17 protein-coding genes are annotated in these 16,824 nt (G+C 66.8%); 6 read left to right on the top strand and 11 right to left on the bottom strand.

The genetic code is table 11. The features are described 5' to 3' along the window. Window positions 1-6: 6 nt before the first annotated feature. Both EH231_RS22050 and EH231_RS22045 read right to left on the bottom strand, forming a co-directional pair. On the bottom strand, window positions 7-1,122 hold the full coding sequence (locus EH231_RS22050) for an Rv3169 family protein (RefSeq protein ID WP_124713334.1): 1,116 nt from the start codon (window positions 1,120-1,122) through the stop codon (window positions 7-9). Beyond that, window positions 1,123-2,268, bottom strand: a complete 1,146-nt coding sequence (locus tag EH231_RS22045) for a phosphotransferase family protein (protein ID WP_090433866.1) — start codon at window positions 2,266-2,268, stop codon at window positions 1,123-1,125. Window positions 2,269-2,313: 45 nt separating this feature from the next. On the opposite strand from EH231_RS22045, the gene EH231_RS22040 reads away from it, so the two are divergent. The 6 genes from EH231_RS22040 to EH231_RS22015 all read left to right on the top strand — a co-directional run bounded on the left by EH231_RS22040 (window position 2,314) and on the right by EH231_RS22015 (window position 7,859). Continuing rightward, window positions 2,314-2,922, top strand: coding sequence for a TetR/AcrR family transcriptional regulator (locus EH231_RS22040; protein WP_090433868.1), 609 nt, complete (start codon window positions 2,314-2,316; stop codon window positions 2,920-2,922). Between the two features lie 72 nt (window positions 2,923-2,994). Next, window positions 2,995-4,311: an MFS transporter gene (locus EH231_RS22035; RefSeq protein WP_124713333.1), complete on the top strand. Its 1,317-nt coding sequence runs from the start codon at window positions 2,995-2,997 to the stop codon at window positions 4,309-4,311. Continuing rightward, window positions 4,308-5,672, top strand: a complete 1,365-nt coding sequence (locus EH231_RS22030; protein WP_124713332.1) for an LLM class flavin-dependent oxidoreductase — start codon at window positions 4,308-4,310, stop codon at window positions 5,670-5,672. The genes EH231_RS22035 and EH231_RS22030 overlap by 4 nt, the downstream gene beginning before the upstream one ends. A gap of 33 nt (window positions 5,673-5,705) precedes the next feature. Continuing rightward, the gene (locus EH231_RS22025; protein WP_090434187.1) at window positions 5,706-6,104 is read left to right on the top strand and encodes an SgcJ/EcaC family oxidoreductase; all 399 of its coding nucleotides are present in this window, start codon (window positions 5,706-5,708) and stop codon (window positions 6,102-6,104) included. A gap of 2 nt (window positions 6,105-6,106) precedes the next feature. Further along, window positions 6,107-6,781 (top strand): PIG-L deacetylase family protein, encoded by a 675-nt coding sequence (locus tag EH231_RS22020; RefSeq protein ID WP_090433875.1) that lies wholly within the window; start codon window positions 6,107-6,109, stop codon window positions 6,779-6,781. Window positions 6,782-6,812: 31 nt separating this feature from the next. Beyond that, window positions 6,813-7,859 carry a zinc-dependent alcohol dehydrogenase family protein gene (locus EH231_RS22015; RefSeq protein WP_090433877.1) on the top strand — a complete coding sequence of 349 codons (1,047 nt, stop codon included), beginning with the start codon at window positions 6,813-6,815 and terminating at the stop codon, window positions 7,857-7,859. On the opposite strand, the gene EH231_RS22010 is transcribed toward EH231_RS22015, so the two are convergent. The 9 genes from EH231_RS22010 to EH231_RS21970 form a co-directional block, all read right to left on the bottom strand. Beyond that, a complete protein-coding gene (locus tag EH231_RS22010; protein ID WP_090433879.1) occupies window positions 7,856-8,623 on the bottom strand; it encodes an enoyl-CoA hydratase in 768 nt (255 codons plus the stop codon). The two genes, EH231_RS22015 and EH231_RS22010, sit on opposite strands and share 4 nt — an antisense overlap. An 81-nt stretch (window positions 8,624-8,704) precedes the next feature. Beyond that, entirely contained in the window at window positions 8,705-10,270 is a 1,566-nt protein-coding gene (gene nuoN / locus EH231_RS22005) for an NADH-quinone oxidoreductase subunit NuoN (RefSeq protein WP_090433881.1), read from the bottom strand. Between the two features lie 2 nt (window positions 10,271-10,272). Further along, window positions 10,273-11,877, bottom strand: coding sequence for an NADH-quinone oxidoreductase subunit M (locus EH231_RS22000; protein ID WP_090433883.1), 1,605 nt, complete (start codon window positions 11,875-11,877; stop codon window positions 10,273-10,275). After that, window positions 11,871-13,751 carry an NADH-quinone oxidoreductase subunit L gene (gene nuoL, locus EH231_RS21995; RefSeq protein WP_124713331.1) on the bottom strand — a complete coding sequence of 627 codons (1,881 nt, stop codon included), beginning with the start codon at window positions 13,749-13,751 and terminating at the stop codon, window positions 11,871-11,873. The genes EH231_RS22000 and nuoL overlap by 7 nt, the downstream gene beginning before the upstream one ends. 7 nt (window positions 13,752-13,758) lie before the next feature. After that, the gene (nuoK, locus tag EH231_RS21990) at window positions 13,759-14,058 is read right to left on the bottom strand and encodes an NADH-quinone oxidoreductase subunit NuoK (RefSeq protein WP_044516943.1); all 300 of its coding nucleotides are present in this window, start codon (window positions 14,056-14,058) and stop codon (window positions 13,759-13,761) included. A 4-nt stretch (window positions 14,059-14,062) separates the two neighbouring features. Then, window positions 14,063-14,812 carry an NADH-quinone oxidoreductase subunit J gene (locus tag EH231_RS21985; RefSeq protein WP_124713330.1) on the bottom strand — a complete coding sequence of 250 codons (750 nt, stop codon included), beginning with the start codon at window positions 14,810-14,812 and terminating at the stop codon, window positions 14,063-14,065. Next, the gene (gene nuoI, locus EH231_RS21980; RefSeq protein ID WP_090433888.1) at window positions 14,809-15,333 is read right to left on the bottom strand and encodes an NADH-quinone oxidoreductase subunit NuoI; all 525 of its coding nucleotides are present in this window, start codon (window positions 15,331-15,333) and stop codon (window positions 14,809-14,811) included. Before nuoI ends, EH231_RS21985 begins: the two co-directional genes overlap by 4 nt. Next, window positions 15,326-16,549: an NADH-quinone oxidoreductase subunit NuoH gene (gene nuoH / locus EH231_RS21975; RefSeq protein WP_090433890.1), complete on the bottom strand. Its 1,224-nt coding sequence runs from the start codon at window positions 16,547-16,549 to the stop codon at window positions 15,326-15,328. The genes nuoI and nuoH overlap by 8 nt, the downstream gene beginning before the upstream one ends. Continuing rightward, a partial coding sequence (locus EH231_RS21970) for a molybdopterin dinucleotide binding domain-containing protein (RefSeq protein ID WP_277425612.1) occupies window positions 16,546-16,824 on the bottom strand: 279 nt, incomplete at its 5' end. The genes EH231_RS21970 and nuoH, both read right to left, overlap by 4 nt.

The following is a 16,824-nucleotide window of genomic DNA, read 5'->3' as shown; positions in this document are numbered from 1 at the left end:
AAGTGGCTACGGGGCGACGGTGAGCCAGTCGGCGAAGCCGGACGGATCGTGTCGGCCGAGTGCGCCGTGCTCGAACAGGCCCCAGCCTTCCACCGGCGCACCGTTGCCCTCGGTGCACAGGGCCCGTCCGACGTGGTCGATCACGCCGAACGCGGTCCGGCCGACAACCGCCGGATCGTTCATGTCGTAGGTGCGGCGCTCGATGAACTTCTCGCCCTTCCACACGCCGTGGATCCAGTCGACGTCGCCGCCATAGCCGCCGCCGACGTGAATCGGCACGGGCAGTTTGGATTCCACGTCGAACCGGACGGGCGTGCCGTCGGGCGCGGTGGCCTCGATGGTGGCCCCGGTCGGAATCCGGGTGCCGGAGCGGTAGTGGATCTTCACCCGCGGCCAGCCGAGCTGCTCGACGCGGCCGTCCTTGAAGACGCGGCTGCAGTCGTTGAGCGAGCGGAACCCGCTGGGGTCCTCCTGGATGATGAAGACGATCGAGAAGTCGTCGAAAGCCATCGGCACATACAGCCACCACATGCCTTCGAACGGCGGGTCGGCCGGACGTCCGGCCGGTTCGGCCTCACCGACCGGGCGGATGCCCCAGGACCGGTCGCGCGAGCCGATCCAGGTGTCTGGGGTGACGTCGATGCGCTGGCCGTCGATCTCGAGATGGCCACTCCAGGAACCCAATTGGGCGAAGCGCTGGGCGTCGAGGGTGACCCGGTTGCCCTGGCGCATCAGATGCGGCTGTTCCTGGACGACATCGAACAGCCCGTCCCAGGTGAGGTCTGCGGCGACGCCCTCGGTCTCGTCGAGCACGATGCGGATCTTCTTGAGCGGCTCGGTGACCTCGACCCGGTAAGCGCCGACGTGCTGGTTGAGCCGGTCCTGATCGATCGCGTCGGACAGGTGTACCGCCGTCTGCTCATCGCCGCGCCGTACGAGGAAGTAGGCGTCCTTCACCCCGAGGTTGGGGTAGTAGCCCAGGCCCGTGATGACGAAGATGTCGCCGGTGCGGTCATGGGCGTTGAAATACGAACGGTCGTAGAAGTTCCGGTCGGAAGACCCGGGCCAGGCGATCGGCTGGGGGACTTGGTGGACCGGGAATTCGTCCATCGGGCCGAGCATTTAGGACTCCTCGATCAGACGCCGCAACAACGGCGCGTGGTAGAACATCGTTTCGACGTCGTCGGGCTTCTCGGTCTCACCGAAGTGCACCCGCCGGGCGCCGGTGCGCATGAACACGCAACACCAGATGACGCCCGAGTAGATGTAGAACCAGCGCAGGTCGCCGAGTTCTGCCCCGGTCAACTCGCGGTAGGTGGCGCGGACATCCTCCTCGCGCATCACGTCGGGCAGGCCCGGCAGCCCCGCCATGCCCGCCAGCTCCTGAAACACCATGTGCGCAAAGATGATCCAGGAGACATCGAGTTCGCGAGGGCCGATGGTGGCCATCTCCCAGTCCAGCACTGCAGCCGGCCGGAAGTTGTCGTAGAGCACGTTGCCGATGCGGGAGTCGCCCCAGATCAGCACGGAGTCCGTCGCCGCCACGTCCTCGGGGAAGTTGTCCTCAAGCCACTGCAGCGCCCGCTCGACCAACGGGGAACGGCCGATATCGGGTACCGCGTACTCGTACCAGCCCTTGAGCCAGCCGAAGTGCCGGTGCAGCGGGGTGTCGCCGGGTGGATCGATCTCGGACAGGTACCCGAACCGTTCTGCGGCGTCCGGGATCGCGTGCAGTTTCGCGAGCACCTCGACCGTGCTGTCCTGCAGTTCGCGCTGGCGTTCGAGTGGGGCATCGGCGAACCAGTTGCCGCCGAAGGTGTAGGGCATGACGTCGGGCGGCACCTGGCCGTCGACCCGGTCCATCAGGAAGAACGGAGTGCCCAGCACCTCGCCGGTGGTGTCCATCCAGCGCACGTTGGGGACCGGCACATCGGTGAGTTCGCCGACCTGACGCATGACCTCGAACTGGTGATCAAGCCGGTACGACGAGAACACCGGGACGTCGTCGGCGGTGGGGGCGACGCGGGCCACCCACTTCTGCTCCTTCGGCTCGCCGTTCTCGTCCCAGCGCCCGGTCAGCATGATCGTCTCCGAGGACATGCCGTTGGAGTCGACTCCGCTCTCCACGGTGATCTCAGGGGCGATGCCGCCCGGCATCACGGTGGACAGCCATTTGGACAGCACCGTTGGCAGGGTGGTGACGTCACGGCTGGAGCGTTGCAGGTGGTCGACGTTCTCCACAGGAGCGTCCACGGCCTCGTTTGCCATTCAACTGTTCCTTACGGCCACAATTACGATACTGTTAGTAGCGTTATGAAAGCAGAGCCATCATCAGTTGGCAAGAGTGCCGGAGCGGGACGCCCCCGCGACCCGCGCATTGACGCTGCCATATTGCAGGCGACCGCGGACCTGCTTGTCGAAATCGGCTACGCGAACCTGACCATGGCGGCGGTCGCCGAGCGGGCACAGACCACGAAAACCGCGCTGTACCGCCGGTGGTCGAGCAAAGCGGAGTTGGTGCACGAGGCAGTGTTCCCCGCTGCCGCGACCGCGTTGACGGCGCCGGCGGGCGACATCGCCGCAGACATCCGGGCGATGATCGGTGCCGCCCGCGATGTGTTCACCAGTCCGGTGATGCGTGCGGCGCTGCCCGGACTGGTCGCCGACGTCGTCGCCGACACCGACCTGAACGCCCGGGTGATGCAGCGGTTCGCCGGGACTTTCGTCACCGTGCGCGCCCGGATCGTCGACGGCATCGTGCGGGGTGAGGTCCAACCGGATGTCGACCCGGACCGCCTGGTGGAGCTCATCGGCGGGTCGACCATGCTGCGGATGCTGTTGTGGCCCGAACGCGAACTCGACGACGAGTGGGTGGCGCAGACGGCGGCGATCCTGGTGCACGGGGCTACCGTCGGAAAGTAACGTCCGACGCCTTTGCGTCAGGCTGAGGACAAATCTTCCGGGCCGGTCCGACCCCGCATAGCCTGCGGCCACGTGACTATTACCGACCCGCGTTCAGCGCCCCCCGCCAAGCCGAGTGCGCGCACCGTCGCGCTGGGTAGTGCGGTCGGCACGACGATCGAGTGGTACGACTTCTACCTGTACGCCACGGCCGCGGCCCTGGTCTTCAAACCGTTGTTCTTCCCGAACATCTCGTCGACGGCGGGCACGCTGGCCTCGTTCGCGACCTACGCCGCGGGGTTCGGTGCCCGGCCCTTGGGCGCCCTGATATCTGGTCACTACGGAGATCGGCTGGGGCGCAAGGTGGTTCTGGTCGCCGCGCTCGTGGGGATGGGGCTGAGCACCTTCGCGATCGGACTCCTGCCGACCTACGCCCAGATCGGGCTGCTCGCGCCCGTGCTGCTGGTCGGCCTGAGGCTGCTGCAAGGCCTGGCGGTGGGCGCCGAATGGGGCGGTGCGGCACTACTTTCGGTGGAGCATGCACCGCCAGGTCGCCGCGGCCTGTTCGGCAGTTTCACCCAATTGGGTTCCCCGGCCGGCATGTTGCTCTCGACGGCGATCTTCTACGTGACGAGAACCGTCGCAGGCCCCGAAGCCTTCCTCGCCTACGGTTGGCGAATCCCGTTCCTGCTCAGTGCCGTCCTGGTCGTGATCGGTCTGGTGATCCGGCTGCGGCTCACCGACGCCGAGGTTTTCACCGAGGTCCGAGACCGCGGTGAGGTGGCGCGGCTGCCTGTGCTGGAGGTGCTGCGCACCCAACCCCGCAATGTGTTGATCACCACCGGGCTGCGGTTCTCGCAGATCGCCCTGTTTGTCCTGCTGACCACGTATTCCTTGACCTACCTGCAGGATTCGTCGTCCGCGGGCAGTCAGGTCGGCTTGACGGCAGTCTTGATCGCGTCGGCCATCGGCCTGGTCAGTACGCCGGCATGGGCAATGCTGTCCGACCGGATCGGCCGGCGGCCTCCGTATCTGTTCGGTGCGGTGGCCGGTGTGGTGGCCCTCATCCTGTTCTTCGTCGCGGCGGGAACCGGGTCCCACATCGCGATCATGTTGTCGATCGTGTTCGGTGTCAACATCGCTCACGACGCCATGTACGGGCCGCAGGCCGCCTGGTTCGGGGAATTGTTCGACACCCGGGTGCGCTACAGCGGTGCCTCGTTGGGGTATCAGATCGGTGCCGTGCTCTCGGGCGGTTTCGCACCGCTGATCGCGGCGGCGCTGCTGGTCGCAGGTGGCGGCACCCCGTGGCTGATCGTCGGATATTTCGTAGTGCTGACGGCGATCACGTTCGCGGCGGCCTATTTCGCGCGGGAAACGCATCGGGATGAGATCGGGGACGCGCGATGAGCAGGATCTATCTCAACGCCTTCGACATGGCCTGCGTCGGACATCAGTCCGCGGGTTTGTGGCGCCACCCCGAAGACCAGGGTTACCGATACCGCGAGCTCAAGTACTGGACGGATCTGGCCCGCACGCTGGAGGCCGGCGGCTTCGATGCGTTGTTCCTGGCCGACGTGCTCGGCGTCTACGACGTGTACGGCGCATCGCGGGATGCCGCGGTGGCCGATGCCGCACAGGTACCGGTCAACGACCCGACACTGGCCGTTTCGGCCATGGCGGCCGTCACCGAGACCCTGGGGTTCGGTGTCACGGTGTCGTTGACCTACGAGCAGCCCTATGCGCTGGCACGGCGGTTCTCGACACTCGACCACCTGACCGACGGCCGCGTGGCCTGGAACATCGTCACCTCCTATCTCGACAGTGCCGCCCGGAATCTGGGGCTGGATGCCCAGATCCCGCACGACGAGCGCTACGAGATCGCCGAGGAGTACCTCGAGGTCTGCTACAAGCTGTGGGAGGCATCGTGGGAACCCGACGCCGTCGTCCGCGACCGGGAACGAGGCGTGTTCACCGATCCGGCGAAAGTCCATGACATCGAGCACAAGGGCCGCTACTTCAGCGTCCCGGGGCCGTTCCTGTGCGAACCGTCTCCGCAGCGCACCCCGATGCTGTTCCAGGCAGGCGCCTCGCCGCGAGGGGTCAAGTTCGCCGCGGCTCACGCCGAGGCGGTGTTCGTGTCGGGCCCGACGCCCGAGATCGTCGCCAAGCCGGTCAAGGCGCTGCGTGCGGCCGCGGCCGAACACGGACGAGATCCCCGGTCCATCAAGGTGTTCACGATGGTGACGCCGATCGTCGCCGAGACCCGGGAACTGGCTGTCGCCAAGCTGCACGAGTACCGGCAGTTTGTCAGCGCAGCCGGGGCATTGGCGCTGTTCGGCGGCTGGACCGGCGTGGATCTGGCCGAGCTCGGGCCCGACGAACCTCTGAAGTACGTCCAGACCGAGGCCAATCGTTCTGCGCTGGCATCGTTCACCACGTCGGACCGGAACTGGACGGCGGGGGAACTGGCTCACGAGGTCGGTCTCGGTGGTCGGGGCCCGGTCGTGGTGGGTTCACCCACCGAGGTGGCCGATGAACTCGAGCGGTGGGTCGACGAAGCCGGTGTCGACGGGTTCAACCTGGCCTACGTCACGACGCCGGGCACCTTTGTCGATTTCGCCCGCCATGTCGTACCCGAGTTGCGTCGTCGCGGCCGGCTACCCGACCAGGCTGAGCGGACCACCCTGCGCGAGCGGCTCGGCGGGGCCGGGCCGTTGCTGGTTCCTGGGCATCCGGGCGCGGCCTATCGGCCGCAGGGCTGGGGTTGACATGAACCAATGTTGCGGTCCGACACTGGTCTGGTGAACGCGAAGGATCAACAGGACATCAGGGCCGTCATGAGTGCCGCCACCGACCTGTGGGTAGCGCACGACATGGAGGGCTGGGGCCGGTATTTCACCGAGGATGCCGACTTCGTCGCGCACAGCGGCCTGTGGTGGACCTCGCGCGACGACAATGTCGAGGGGCACCTGGATGTGCCGGAATCCGTTGTCCGCCAGAAGCGCAACTACACCCAGCGGGTCGAGGCCATCGCCGAGATCGCCCCGGGCGTGGCGCTGGTGCACACTCGCTGGGACTGGCCCGACCACGTGCAGGCGGGAGCGCAGCCGGAAGACCGCAGCGGCATCATCAGCTATGTCGTCGTCGAACACGACGGGCGCTGGCTGATCCGCTCCGCCCACAACACGCGGGTGAGCTAGCGGTGGCGGTGCGACCTTTTCCCGCCGATTGGCAGACCGCGCTGGTGTTGGTGCCGCACCCGGATGACCCCGAGTACGGGGTCGGCGCGGCGGTCGCGAAGTGGACCGCCGCGGGCAAGACCGTGCACTACGCGCTCGCGTCACGGGGCGAGGTCGGTATCGCCGGCATGCCTCCGGAGCAGGCCGGGCCGCTGCGGGAGGGGGAACAGCGTCGGTCGGCCGCCATCGTCGGGGTCGACGACGTGGCGTTCTGGGACTTTCCGGACAGCAACATCCGCGATACCCCTGAGCTGCGCGCGAAGATCGCGGAGGCCATCGTCGCGCTTCGGCCCGATGTGGTGATCACCATCTACAGCGGTCCGGCGTGGGCGCCCGGTGCGCCGAACCAGCGTGATCACGTCGAGTTCGCCCACGCGGTCGCGGCTGCCTACGACGGTCTGGCCGATGCGCCCACCTGGCTCTTCGAGAACGGGCCGGACCCGACGCACTGCGAGGTGGTCGACGGCTATACCGATGTGGCAGTGAATTCCCTTGCTGCTCACGAGGTTTACCTGTCGGTGCTCGACCCGGAGACACCCGTCGTCGAACAGGCCCGCCGGCAGGTGGAGATGTCGACACCGGCACTACCGGGACTCGGCGCGCGAACCGTCGGCTTCATCGTCAAGCGGCATCGCTGAGCCTGGCGGGCGGCGGCCTACGATCACAGCTGTGCGTGCTGTGATGTATTCCCAGGTCGGTGTGCTGCCCGGGGTGGTCGAGATGGACGACGCCGAATGTCCCGACGACGGAGTGGTCGTCGAGGTCGCGGCCACCGGTGTGTGCCGGTCTGACTGGCACGCCTGGCGAGGGCATGATCCGGTAGCCCTGCCGATCATCCCCGGGCATGAATTCGCCGGAACCATCGTGGCGGTCGGTCCTGGCGTATCGGGCTGGCAGGCGGGTGACCGGGTGACCGCACCCTTCGTCCTGGGCTGTGGGCACTGCGAATTCTGCGCGGCCGGTGATGCCCAGGTCTGCCCGAACCAGCTGCAGCCCGGGTTCACCCTGCCGGGCTCGTTCGCGCAACGGGTCGCGGTGCCGCGGGCCCAGGCCAACCTCGTGCGGCTGCCCGACAGCGTCTCGTTCGTCGCGGCGGCGTCGCTCGGGTGCCGCTTCGCGACGTCGTTCCGAGCCGTGGTCACCCACGGCGGGGTGCGGCCCGGCCAATGGGTGGCGGTTCACGGGTGCGGAGGAGTGGGCCTGTCGGCGGTGATGATCGCGAAAGCGTTCGGTGCCAGGGTTGTTGCCGTCGACCGCGACGCGCAGGCGCTCGCCACCGCCGGTCGCCTCGGAGCCGACGAGCTGATCAACGGTACCGAGATCCCCGATGTCGCAGCCGAAGTCGTTCAAAGGACCGGAGGCGGTGTGCACATCGGGGTGGATGCCATCGGCCATCCCGCCGTCGCGGCAGCCTCTGTCTGCGCGCTGCGCCGCCGGGGCCGGCATGTCCAGGTGGGGCTGCTGCTGGGTGACGCGGCGCAGACCGCCTTCCCGATGGACCGGGTGATCGCCCAGGAACTCTCAATCCTCGGGTCGCACGGTATGCCCGCCGTCGACTATCCGGCGATGCTCGACCTTCTCGCGTCCGGCGCGCTGCAGCCGGAGTTGTTGGTCACCCGGCGGGTCGGGCTGGACGACGCGGGTGCGGCGATGGCCGCCATGGATGCACCCACGGGGCCGGGAATGACGATCATCGAACCCGCTCGGGCGGGCTAGTCGTCGATCTGCCCTCGGTTCCGTTGGGCCACAGCGCGATAACGCTCGCCGAGGCCGTCGAAGTCGCGCGTCTGCGCACCGGCGATGGCCTGCTCGGCGGCGAGTGCCGGCCTGATGAGGGGATCGCTGCCGCGTGCGTAGATCTCCTTGAGGCCGGCCATGGTCGGGCCCGGAACCTCGGCGATCTGACCGGCCAACTCCAGCGCCCGGTCCAGTAACCGCCCGTGTGGTACCACCTCGGTGACCAGACCCAGGCGTTCGGCGCGGGCGGCGTCGACGACTTCTCCGGTCATCGAGAGCCGGCGGGCCATCGCGGCGCCGACAACATGAGGGAGCCGTGCCGTCATCCCACCACCGGGCAGTATCCCGACCCGGGCGTGGGTGTCGGCGAACACCGCGCGTTCAGAGGCGATCAGGAAGTCGCAACCCAGGGCCATCTCCAGCCCGCCGGTGAACGTCGCGCCGTTGATCGCCCCGATGATCGGGGTGCGGAGCTCGCCGGTCTTGGTGATGCAGTTGTGGGACCGGAACTTCGCGAAATACTCCATGCCCAGCGTCTGAGCCTGTTTGAGGTCGACACCGGCGCAGAACGCGGGGTCGGTCCCGGTGAGCACGATGACTCGCACCGTCTCGTCTGCATCGGCGTCGTCCAGGGCGTGGTAGAGCTCCTCGATCAACTCACTGCCCAAAGCGTTCCGCGCCTCTGGGCGATGGAGGGTGAGGACCCGGACCGCGCCGTGGTCAGCTGTCAGGACGGTCGTCATCGTTTTCCCCGCGCGAGCAGACGCAAATGTCCCTGATTTCCGGGCGTGTCGGGTACATATGTGTCTGCTCGCGCGACGTGCTCAGCGCAGGAAGGTCTCGGCGTTGTTGGCCAGATCGAGCAGCGGCTGGGGCAATGCACCGAGCGCGAACGTGATGGCCGCGGTGACGGTGACGACGGCGGTGGTGAGCCCGCTGGGGACGACCACCTCGGGTGCGTCGTCGGGTGGATCGGTGAAGAACATCAGCACGATCACGCGCACGTAGAAGTACGCCGCCACAGCACTGGCGATGACGCCGACGATGACCAACGGGATCGCCCCACCTTCACCCGCGGCCTTGAACACCGCGAACTTGCTGACGAACCCGCTCGTCAGCGGAATCCCGGCGAACGCCAGCAGGAACAGCGAAAACACCACGCCGACAATCGGATAGCGTCGACCCAGCCCGGCCCACTGGGCCATCCCGGTGGCCTCCTCGCCGGTGGCATTGCGGACCAGACCGACGACCGCGAATGCCCCCAACGTGCTGAAGCCGTACGCGAAGAGATAGAACAGCGTCGCGGACACCCCGGAAGGGTTGGCGGCGATCACACCGGTGAGGATGAAACCCGAGTGTGCGACCGCGGAGTAGGCCAGCATGCGTTTGACGTCGGTCTGGGTGACGGCTGTGATGGTGCCGACCACCATGGTCAGGATCGCGATCGCCCACAGGACCGGCCGCCAATCGTCGCGCAACTGCGGTACCGCGACGTAGAAGATCCGCAGCATGGCGCCGAACGCGGCGATCTTGGTGGCCGCGGCCATGAACGCGGTGATCGCGGTGGGGGCACCCTGGTACACGTCGGGGATCCATGAATGGAAGGGAACAGCACCGACTTTGAACAACACCCCGACCAGCAGCAGGGCGATACCGATCAGCGCGAGCGGGGTGTTGGGTGCCTTGGTGACAACGGCGTTGGCGATGCCGTTCAGGTCCAGCGTCCCGGCGTAGCCGTACAGCATGGCCGCGCCGTACAGGAAGAACGCCGACGAGAATGCGCCCAGCAGGAAGTATTTCAGCGACGCTTCCTGCGACAGCAGTCGGCGGCGGCGGGCCAGCCCGCACAGCAGATACAGCGGCAGAGACAGCACTTCCAGCGCGATGAACATGGTCAGCAGATCGTCGGCGGCCGGGAACAGCAGCATGCCGCCGATGGCGAACATGGTCAGCGGAAAGACTTCGGTTTGCATCACGCCGGTCTTCGTAGCCAGCTTCTCGGCCACACTTCCCGGTACCGCGGACGCCTGCGGTGCGAAGCCGTCCAGACCGCGGGGATCGCCGGAAGTCTCTGAGGCAGGCTGGCGTTCGGCGATGAGCAGGATGCCCAGTATGCCGACCAGGGCGATGGTGCCCTGCAAGAACAACGCCGGGGCATCGAGCACCACCGAGCCCAGTACCGCGGGCCTGCCGGGGGTGCCGTGCAGCTCGCGGGCCAGCAGCGCGACCGCCACCACTGCGGCCACCAAACCACCCAGCGCAAGGGTGACCTGTACCCGATACCGGGCCGCACGGGGCAGGAAGGCCTCGACCAGCACACCGGCCACCCCGATCCCGAACACGATCAGCATGGGGGAGAGCAGGCCGTACTCGATGCTCGGCGTCACCATGATCAGCGGCCCCCCTCGGCGATGGTCGGTGGTGCGCTCGGTACCGGATCGCTCTGTCCGATGGTGGTCAAGGTGTGCTGCACGGCCGGATTGATCACGTCCAGCGCGGGTTTGGGATAGATGCCCAACACCAGTAGCAGCGCGATCAACGGTGCCACGACGACGAGTTCGCGTGGCACCAAATCATGTAAGCCACGCACACCGTCGTCACCGTCGAGTAGTCCGTCGCGGACCGGACCCGTCATCATCCGCTGGTACATCCACAGGATGTACACCGCGGACAACACCAGCGCGGTGGCGGCGAACACCGCGACCACCGGGTAGCGCGTGAATGTGCCGATGAGAACCAGGAATTCACTGATGAAGGGCGCCAGACCCGGCAGCGACAACGTCGCCAGGCCGGCCACCAGGAACGTTCCGGCGAGCACCGGGGCGACCTTCTGCACGCCGCCGTAGGCGTCGATCAAGCGGGAGCCGCGTCGCGACACCAGGAACCCGGCGATCAGGAACAGTGCGGCCGTGGAGATCCCGTGATTGATCATGTATAGCGTCGACCCGGCCTGGCCCTGACTGGTCATCACGAAGATGCCGAGAATGATGAAACCGAAGTGCGAAATCGAGGTGTAGGCGATCAGGCGCATCACATCGGTCTGACCGATCGCGAGGACGGCACCGTAGATGATGCCGATCACCGCGAGGGTGATGACCAGCGGACGGAAATAGGTTGAGGCATCGGGAAACAGCGGCAGGCAGTAGCGCAGCATGCCGAAGGTGCCGACCTTGTCCATGATAGCCATCATCAGCACCGCACTGGCCGGGGTCGCCTGGACCGCGGCGTCGGGCAGCCAACGGTGGAACGGCCACAGCGGTGCCTTGACCGCGAACGCGAACATGAAACCCAGGAACAAGAAGTTCGCCACCGCGGGGTTGATCACGAACTCGCCCGAGGAGACCGCCGTGACGATGGCCCGGAAATCAAAGGTGCCCGATGCGAATGCGTCGCTGCCCGCGGTGACCACGTACAGGCCGATCACCGCGGCCAGCATGACCAGGCCACCGAAAAGGTTGTACAGCAGGAACTTCACCGCTGCTTTGGAAGCTTGAGCTCGGTGTCCGCCAAACCCGCCGATCAGGAAGTACATCGGGATCAGCATGGCTTCAAAGAACACGTAGAACAGCAGGATGTCCAGAGCCACCAGAGACATGAACACCATGCCCTCGACGGCCAGGGTCAGCGCCAGGTAGGCCTGCACGCCCCGGCCGCCCAGCCCGGTCTGGCGGGCAGCATCGTTCCAGCCCGCGATGATCAGCAGCGGCAGCAGCACCGCCGTGAGAACGACCAGGGCCAGGGCGATCCCGTCGACCCCGAGGATGTAACCGGTACCGAACGACGGGATCCAGCGGTGGGATTCGACGAACTGATACTGCTCGCCGGCCGGATCGAAGCCGACGGCGATCACGCCCGCCAGGCCAAGTGCTGCCAGCGAGATCGCCAGTGCCAGCCATTTCGCCAGTGTCCGTTGCGCGGCCGGCAGCAGCATCACCACCGCGGCCCCCACCGTCGGGAGCGCCCACAGCGCCGTCAGCCACGGAAATGTGCTCACCACAGTCGCACCGCCAGGATCGTCGCCACCACCAGAGCCGCCCCGGTGAGCATGGACAACGCGTAGGACCGGGCGAAGCCGGTCTGCAACTGGCGCAGTCCATTCGACGTTCGGCTCACCAGTGCGGCCAGCCCGCCGGCGGTGCCGTCGACCACCTTGTCGTCGACGGCGACCAGCGCCTCGGTGAGGGTCTGGCCGCCTCGCATGAACACCGCCTCGTTGAATGCGTCGCCGTACAGATCGCGGCGCGCGGCCACCGTCAGCGCAGACCCGCCGGGCACCTCGGCCGGGACCGGCCGCCGCGCGTACATCCGGTAGGCCACCGCGATGCCGACCGCGACGACCGCGAGCACCATCACCGTGACCACCCACGCCGGGATCGCGTGGTGCGCCTCGTGAGCGCCGACCACCGGCTCGAGCCAATGCGACAGCGTGCCGCCGACGGCCAGCGCACCGCCGGAGACCACCGAGCCGACCGCGAGCAGGATCATCGGCCAGGTCATCACGGCCGGGGCCTCGTGCGGATGTGCCTGTTCATCCCAGCGCGGCTCGCCGAAGAAGGTCATCAGCATCACCCGGGTCATGTAGAACGCGGTGATCCCGGCGCCGAGAATTGCTGCCCCGCCGAGGATCACGCCCCGGATGCCCTCGGCACCCAGCGCCGCCTCGATGATGCTGTCTTTCGAGAAGAAGCCCGCCAGCGGCGGTACCCCGATGATGGCCAGGTAGCCGAGCCCGAAGGTGGCGAACGTGATCGGCAGGAGCTTGCGCAGCCCGCCGTAGCGGCGCATGTTCACCTCGTCGTCCATGGCGTGCATCACCGACCCGGCGCCCAGGAACAGACCGGCCTTGAAGAAGCCGTGGGTGAGCAGGTGCATGATCGCGAACGCGTAACCGGCCGGTCCGAGCCCGGCGGCCAACACCATGTAGCCGATCTGGCTCATCGTGGACGCGGCCAGGGCCTTCTTGATGTCGTCCTTGGCGCAGCCGACGATCGCACCGAACAGCAGCGTGACGGCGCCGACGATGACCACACCGGTCTGGGCGCCCGGGGCCAGATCGAAGATCGGCCCGGACCGCACGATTAGGTAGACGCCTGCGGTGACCATGGTGGCGGCGTGGATGAGCGCCGAAACCGGGGTCGGGCCCTCCATCGCGTCTCCGAGCCAGGACTGTAGCGGCACCTGGGCTGATTTGCCGCAGGCACCCAACAACAGCAGCAGTCCCATCGCGGTGAGCGTGGACTCGCTCAATGACGGTGCGGCGCTGAAGACCCCGGCGAACGAGATCGACCCGATGGTGGCGAACATGATCATCAGCGCGATGGCCAGTCCCATGTCGCCGACGCGGTTGACGACGAACGCCTTCTTGGCCGCGGCGGCGGCCGAGGGCTTGTGCGACCAGAACCCGATCAGCAGATATGAGGCCAGGCCCACGCCTTCCCACCCGGCGTACAGGCCGAGGTAGTTGTCCGCGAGGACGAGCAGCAGCATGGCTGCCAAGAACAGATTCAGGTATGCGAAAAACCGCCGCCGATCAGGATCTTCGGCCATGTACCCGATCGAATAGATGTGGATCAGGGACCCGACGCCGGTGATCAGCAGCACGAAGCACACCGACAGCTGATCGAGCTGCAATCCGAAATCGACCTGCAGGCCGGCCACCGGCACCCAGGAGAACAGGGATTCGCCGACCGCACGGTGCTCGCCGTCGCGGCCCAGCATCTGGGCGAACAGCACTGCCCCGAGTACGAACGCGCCCAGCGCCGTAGCGCAACCCAGCAGATGTCCCCACCGATCGGAACGTCGGCCGCTCAACAACAGCACAACGGCTCCGGCGGCGGGAAGGGCGATCACGAGCCATATGGGAATCGTCATGTCGCCCTTAGTGCCTCAGCAGGCTGGCGTCGTCGACCGAGGCCGAACGGCGGGTGCGGAAAATCGTCATGATGATCGCCAGGCCCACCACCACCTCGCAGGCGGCAACCACCATGGTGAAGAACGCCACCACCTGGCCGTCGAGCTGACCGTGCATGCGGGAGAACGCCACGAACGCCAGATTGGCGGCGTTGAGCATGAGTTCGACGCACATGAACATCACGATGGCATTGCGTCGCAACAGCACTCCTGACGCGCCGATGGTGAACAACAACGCCGACAGGTACAGATAGTTGTCGGGATTCACGGCATCACCCCTCCCCGTTCGCCGAGTTACTCATCGTGCGGTGCGGCAGAATGGCGCTGACCGACGACGCCGCGTCGGAGCCGTCGGGCAGCCGGGCCGGAACGTCGACCGCGTTGTGGCGGGCGTAGACACCGGGGTTGGGCCGCGGGGTCGGATGCCCTCCGGCCTGGAACCGTTCGACGGCCAGTTCGCGCTGGGTCTTGCGGCGCTCGACGCGTTCCCGGTGTGCGAGCACCATCGCGCCCAGCGCCGCGGTGATCAGCAGTGTGCTGGTCAGTTCGAACGCCCACAGGTAGCGGGTGAAGATCAGCGCGGCGAGCCCCTCCACATTGCCGCCGCTGTTGGCCTGCGCCAGCCCGGTGAAGCCGGTGACCGATACGTTGCCGATCCCGGCGATCAACAGGATCCCGAATCCGGTACCGGCGGCGAGCGCCGCAAGACGTTGGCCGCGCAGTGTTTCCGCGAAGGATTCGGACAGATCGACTCCGATGAGCATCATCACGAAAAGGAACAGCATCATCACCGCGCCGGTGTAGACCACCACCTGGACCACCCCGAGGAACTGGGCGCCCTGGGCGATATACAGCACTGCCAGCGAGATCATGGTGCAGGCCAGGAAGACCGCGGAGTACACCGCTTTCGGCGCGGCTACCACTCCGATGGCGCCCAGCACCGAGACGATCCCGAGGATCCAGAACAGAACTGCCTCCGACGTCGACGTGCTCGCGGCGAGTAGCACGACGTCGGGGCTCACTGGACGTCCTCGGTCAGGGGGTTGATCCGGCCGAGGTAGTAGTCGTCGTCGGTGCTGCCCGGCGCCATGTCATGCGGGGGCGCCTGCATGCCGGGTTGCAGCGGGGCCAGCAGCTTGTCCTTGCCCCAGATCAGATCCGCCCGGTTGTCGTCGGCCATCTCGTACTGGTTGGTCATCGTCAGGGCGCGTGTCGGGCATGCCTCGATGCACAATCCGCAACCGATGCAGCGCAGGTAGTTGATCTGGTACACCCGGCCGTAGCGCTCACCCGGCGAGAACCGTTCGGCGTCAGTGTTGTCGGCGCCTTCGACGAAGATGGCGTCGGCCGGGCAGGCCCAGGCGCACAACTCGCAGCCGATGCACTTCTCAAGGCCGTCGGGGTAGCGGTTGAGCTGATGGCGGCCGTGATAGCGCGGTGCCACCGGACCAGGTTTCTCCGGATACTGCTCGGTGAGTGTCTTTTTGAACATCGAACTGAACGTGACCGCGAATCCGGCCAGGGCGTCGAGGAATTTAGGCATCGACGGCCTCCTTCCCAGCGTTCGGCAGCGGCGGTACCGGATAGGCCCCGGTGCTCTGCTGCGGTATCGGCTGAACAGTTCTGCCCCGCAGTGCCTTCCACAGCGCGACGGCCAGCACCGCGACGACTACCACCGCAGTGGTCACCAGGCCGGTGGCCCAGTTGTGGTAGCCCTGCTCGCGGAGGCTGTGGGTGACCGCGACGACCATGATCCAGACCAGGGACACGGGGATGAGCACCTTCCAGCCCAATGCCATGAACTGGTCGTAACGCAACCGGGGCAGGGTCGCCCGAAGCCAGAAGTACAGGAACATGAACGCCCACACCTTGGCGGTGAACCACAGCAGCGGCCACCAGCCGCTGTTGGCGCCGTCGATCAGGTTGAACGGGAACGGTGCATGCCAGCCGCCGAGGAACATCGTGGTGGCCAGGGCGGAGACCGTGGTCATGTTCACGTACTCGGCGAGCATGAACATGGCGAACTTGAGTGACGAGTACTCGGTGTGGAATCCGCCGACCAGTTCTCCCTCGGCCTCGGGCAGATCGAAAGGGGCCCGGTTGGTTTCGCCCACCATCGAGGTCACATACACCACGAACGACGGCAGCAGCAGGAATACGTACCAGGTGCGATCCTGGGCCGCGACGATGCCGGAGGTGGACATGGTGCCCGCGTAGAGGAACACCGCGGCGAACGACAAGGCCATCGCGATCTCGTACGAGATCACCTGGGCGCTCGACCGCAGGCCACCCAGCAGGGGATAGGTGGATCCGGACGCCCAGCCGGCCAACACGATGCCGTACACCCCGATGGAGGTGACGGCGAGGATGTAGAGCACCGCCACGGGGAGATCGGTCAATTGCAGCGCGGTGCGGTGACCGAACACCGAGACCTCGCCGCCCATCGGGATCACCGCGAACGCCATGAACGCCGGGATCACCGAGATGATCGGCGCCAGAAGATAGATGGGCCTGTCGATGCCGGCGGGGGTGAGGCCCTCCTTGAGAGCGAGTTTCACGCCGTCGGCCAATGACTGCAGCAGTCCCCAGGGGCCGACCCGGTTCGGGCCGGGCCGCAGCTGCATGCGGCCCAGCACCTTACGTTCGATCAGGATCGCGGAGAGCACCGTGAGGAGCAGGAAGACGAACACCCCGAGCGCTTTGGCCAGGATCAGCCACCACGGGTCGTGACCGAACAGGGTGGGGTCGGGGTAGGTCATGACTCGGCCCGCCTGATCGAGACCAGTGCTCCGGCGGTTACCCCGAGTTGGCGATGGACCGCTGATCCCGGGGAATTGGTGGGCACCCACACCACCCGGTCGGGCATCTCGGCAATCGAGAGCGGCAGCGTGACAGCACCGCGGTCGGTGCTCACCGTCACCGGATCTCCCGGTGTCACACCGAGTTCGGTGGCCGTGGTTGCGGACATGCGCACCACGGGGCTGACCGCGGTGCCGGCCAGGAACGGTTCGCCGTCCTGAAGACGTCCCGCGTC

It is taken from the genome of Mycolicibacterium nivoides (assembly GCF_003855255.1).
Taxonomy (GTDB): domain Bacteria; phylum Actinomycetota; class Actinomycetes; order Mycobacteriales; family Mycobacteriaceae; genus Mycobacterium; species Mycobacterium nivoides.
Note: the sequence above shows the minus strand (reverse complement) of the source record. Positions and strands in the feature narration are given on the sequence as shown.

Bases quoted from the DNA above. Each gene is read 5' to 3' on its own strand.
- nuoN (WP_090433881.1), bottom strand. From the start codon at position 10,270: ATGGTGACGCCGAGCATCGAGTACGGCCTGCTCTCCCCCATGCTGATC.
- nuoL (WP_124713331.1), bottom strand. From the start codon at position 13,751: ATGACGATTCCCATATGGCTCGTGATCGCCCTTCCCGCCGCCGGAGCC.
- EH231_RS22045 (WP_090433866.1), bottom strand. From the start codon at position 2,268: ATGGCAAACGAGGCCGTGGACGCTCCTGTGGAGAACGTCGACCACCTG.
- EH231_RS22050 (WP_124713334.1), bottom strand. From the start codon at position 1,122: ATGCTCGGCCCGATGGACGAATTCCCGGTCCACCAAGTCCCCCAGCCG.
- EH231_RS22030 (WP_124713332.1), top strand. From the start codon at position 4,308: ATGAGCAGGATCTATCTCAACGCCTTCGACATGGCCTGCGTCGGACAT.
- EH231_RS22010 (WP_090433879.1), bottom strand. From the start codon at position 8,623: ATGACGACCGTCCTGACAGCTGACCACGGCGCGGTCCGGGTCCTCACC.
- EH231_RS22040 (WP_090433868.1), top strand. From the start codon at position 2,314: ATGAAAGCAGAGCCATCATCAGTTGGCAAGAGTGCCGGAGCGGGACGC.
- nuoI (WP_090433888.1), bottom strand. From the start codon at position 15,333: ATGCCTAAATTCCTCGACGCCCTGGCCGGATTCGCGGTCACGTTCAGT.
- nuoH (WP_090433890.1), bottom strand. From the start codon at position 16,549: ATGACCTACCCCGACCCCACCCTGTTCGGTCACGACCCGTGGTGGCTG.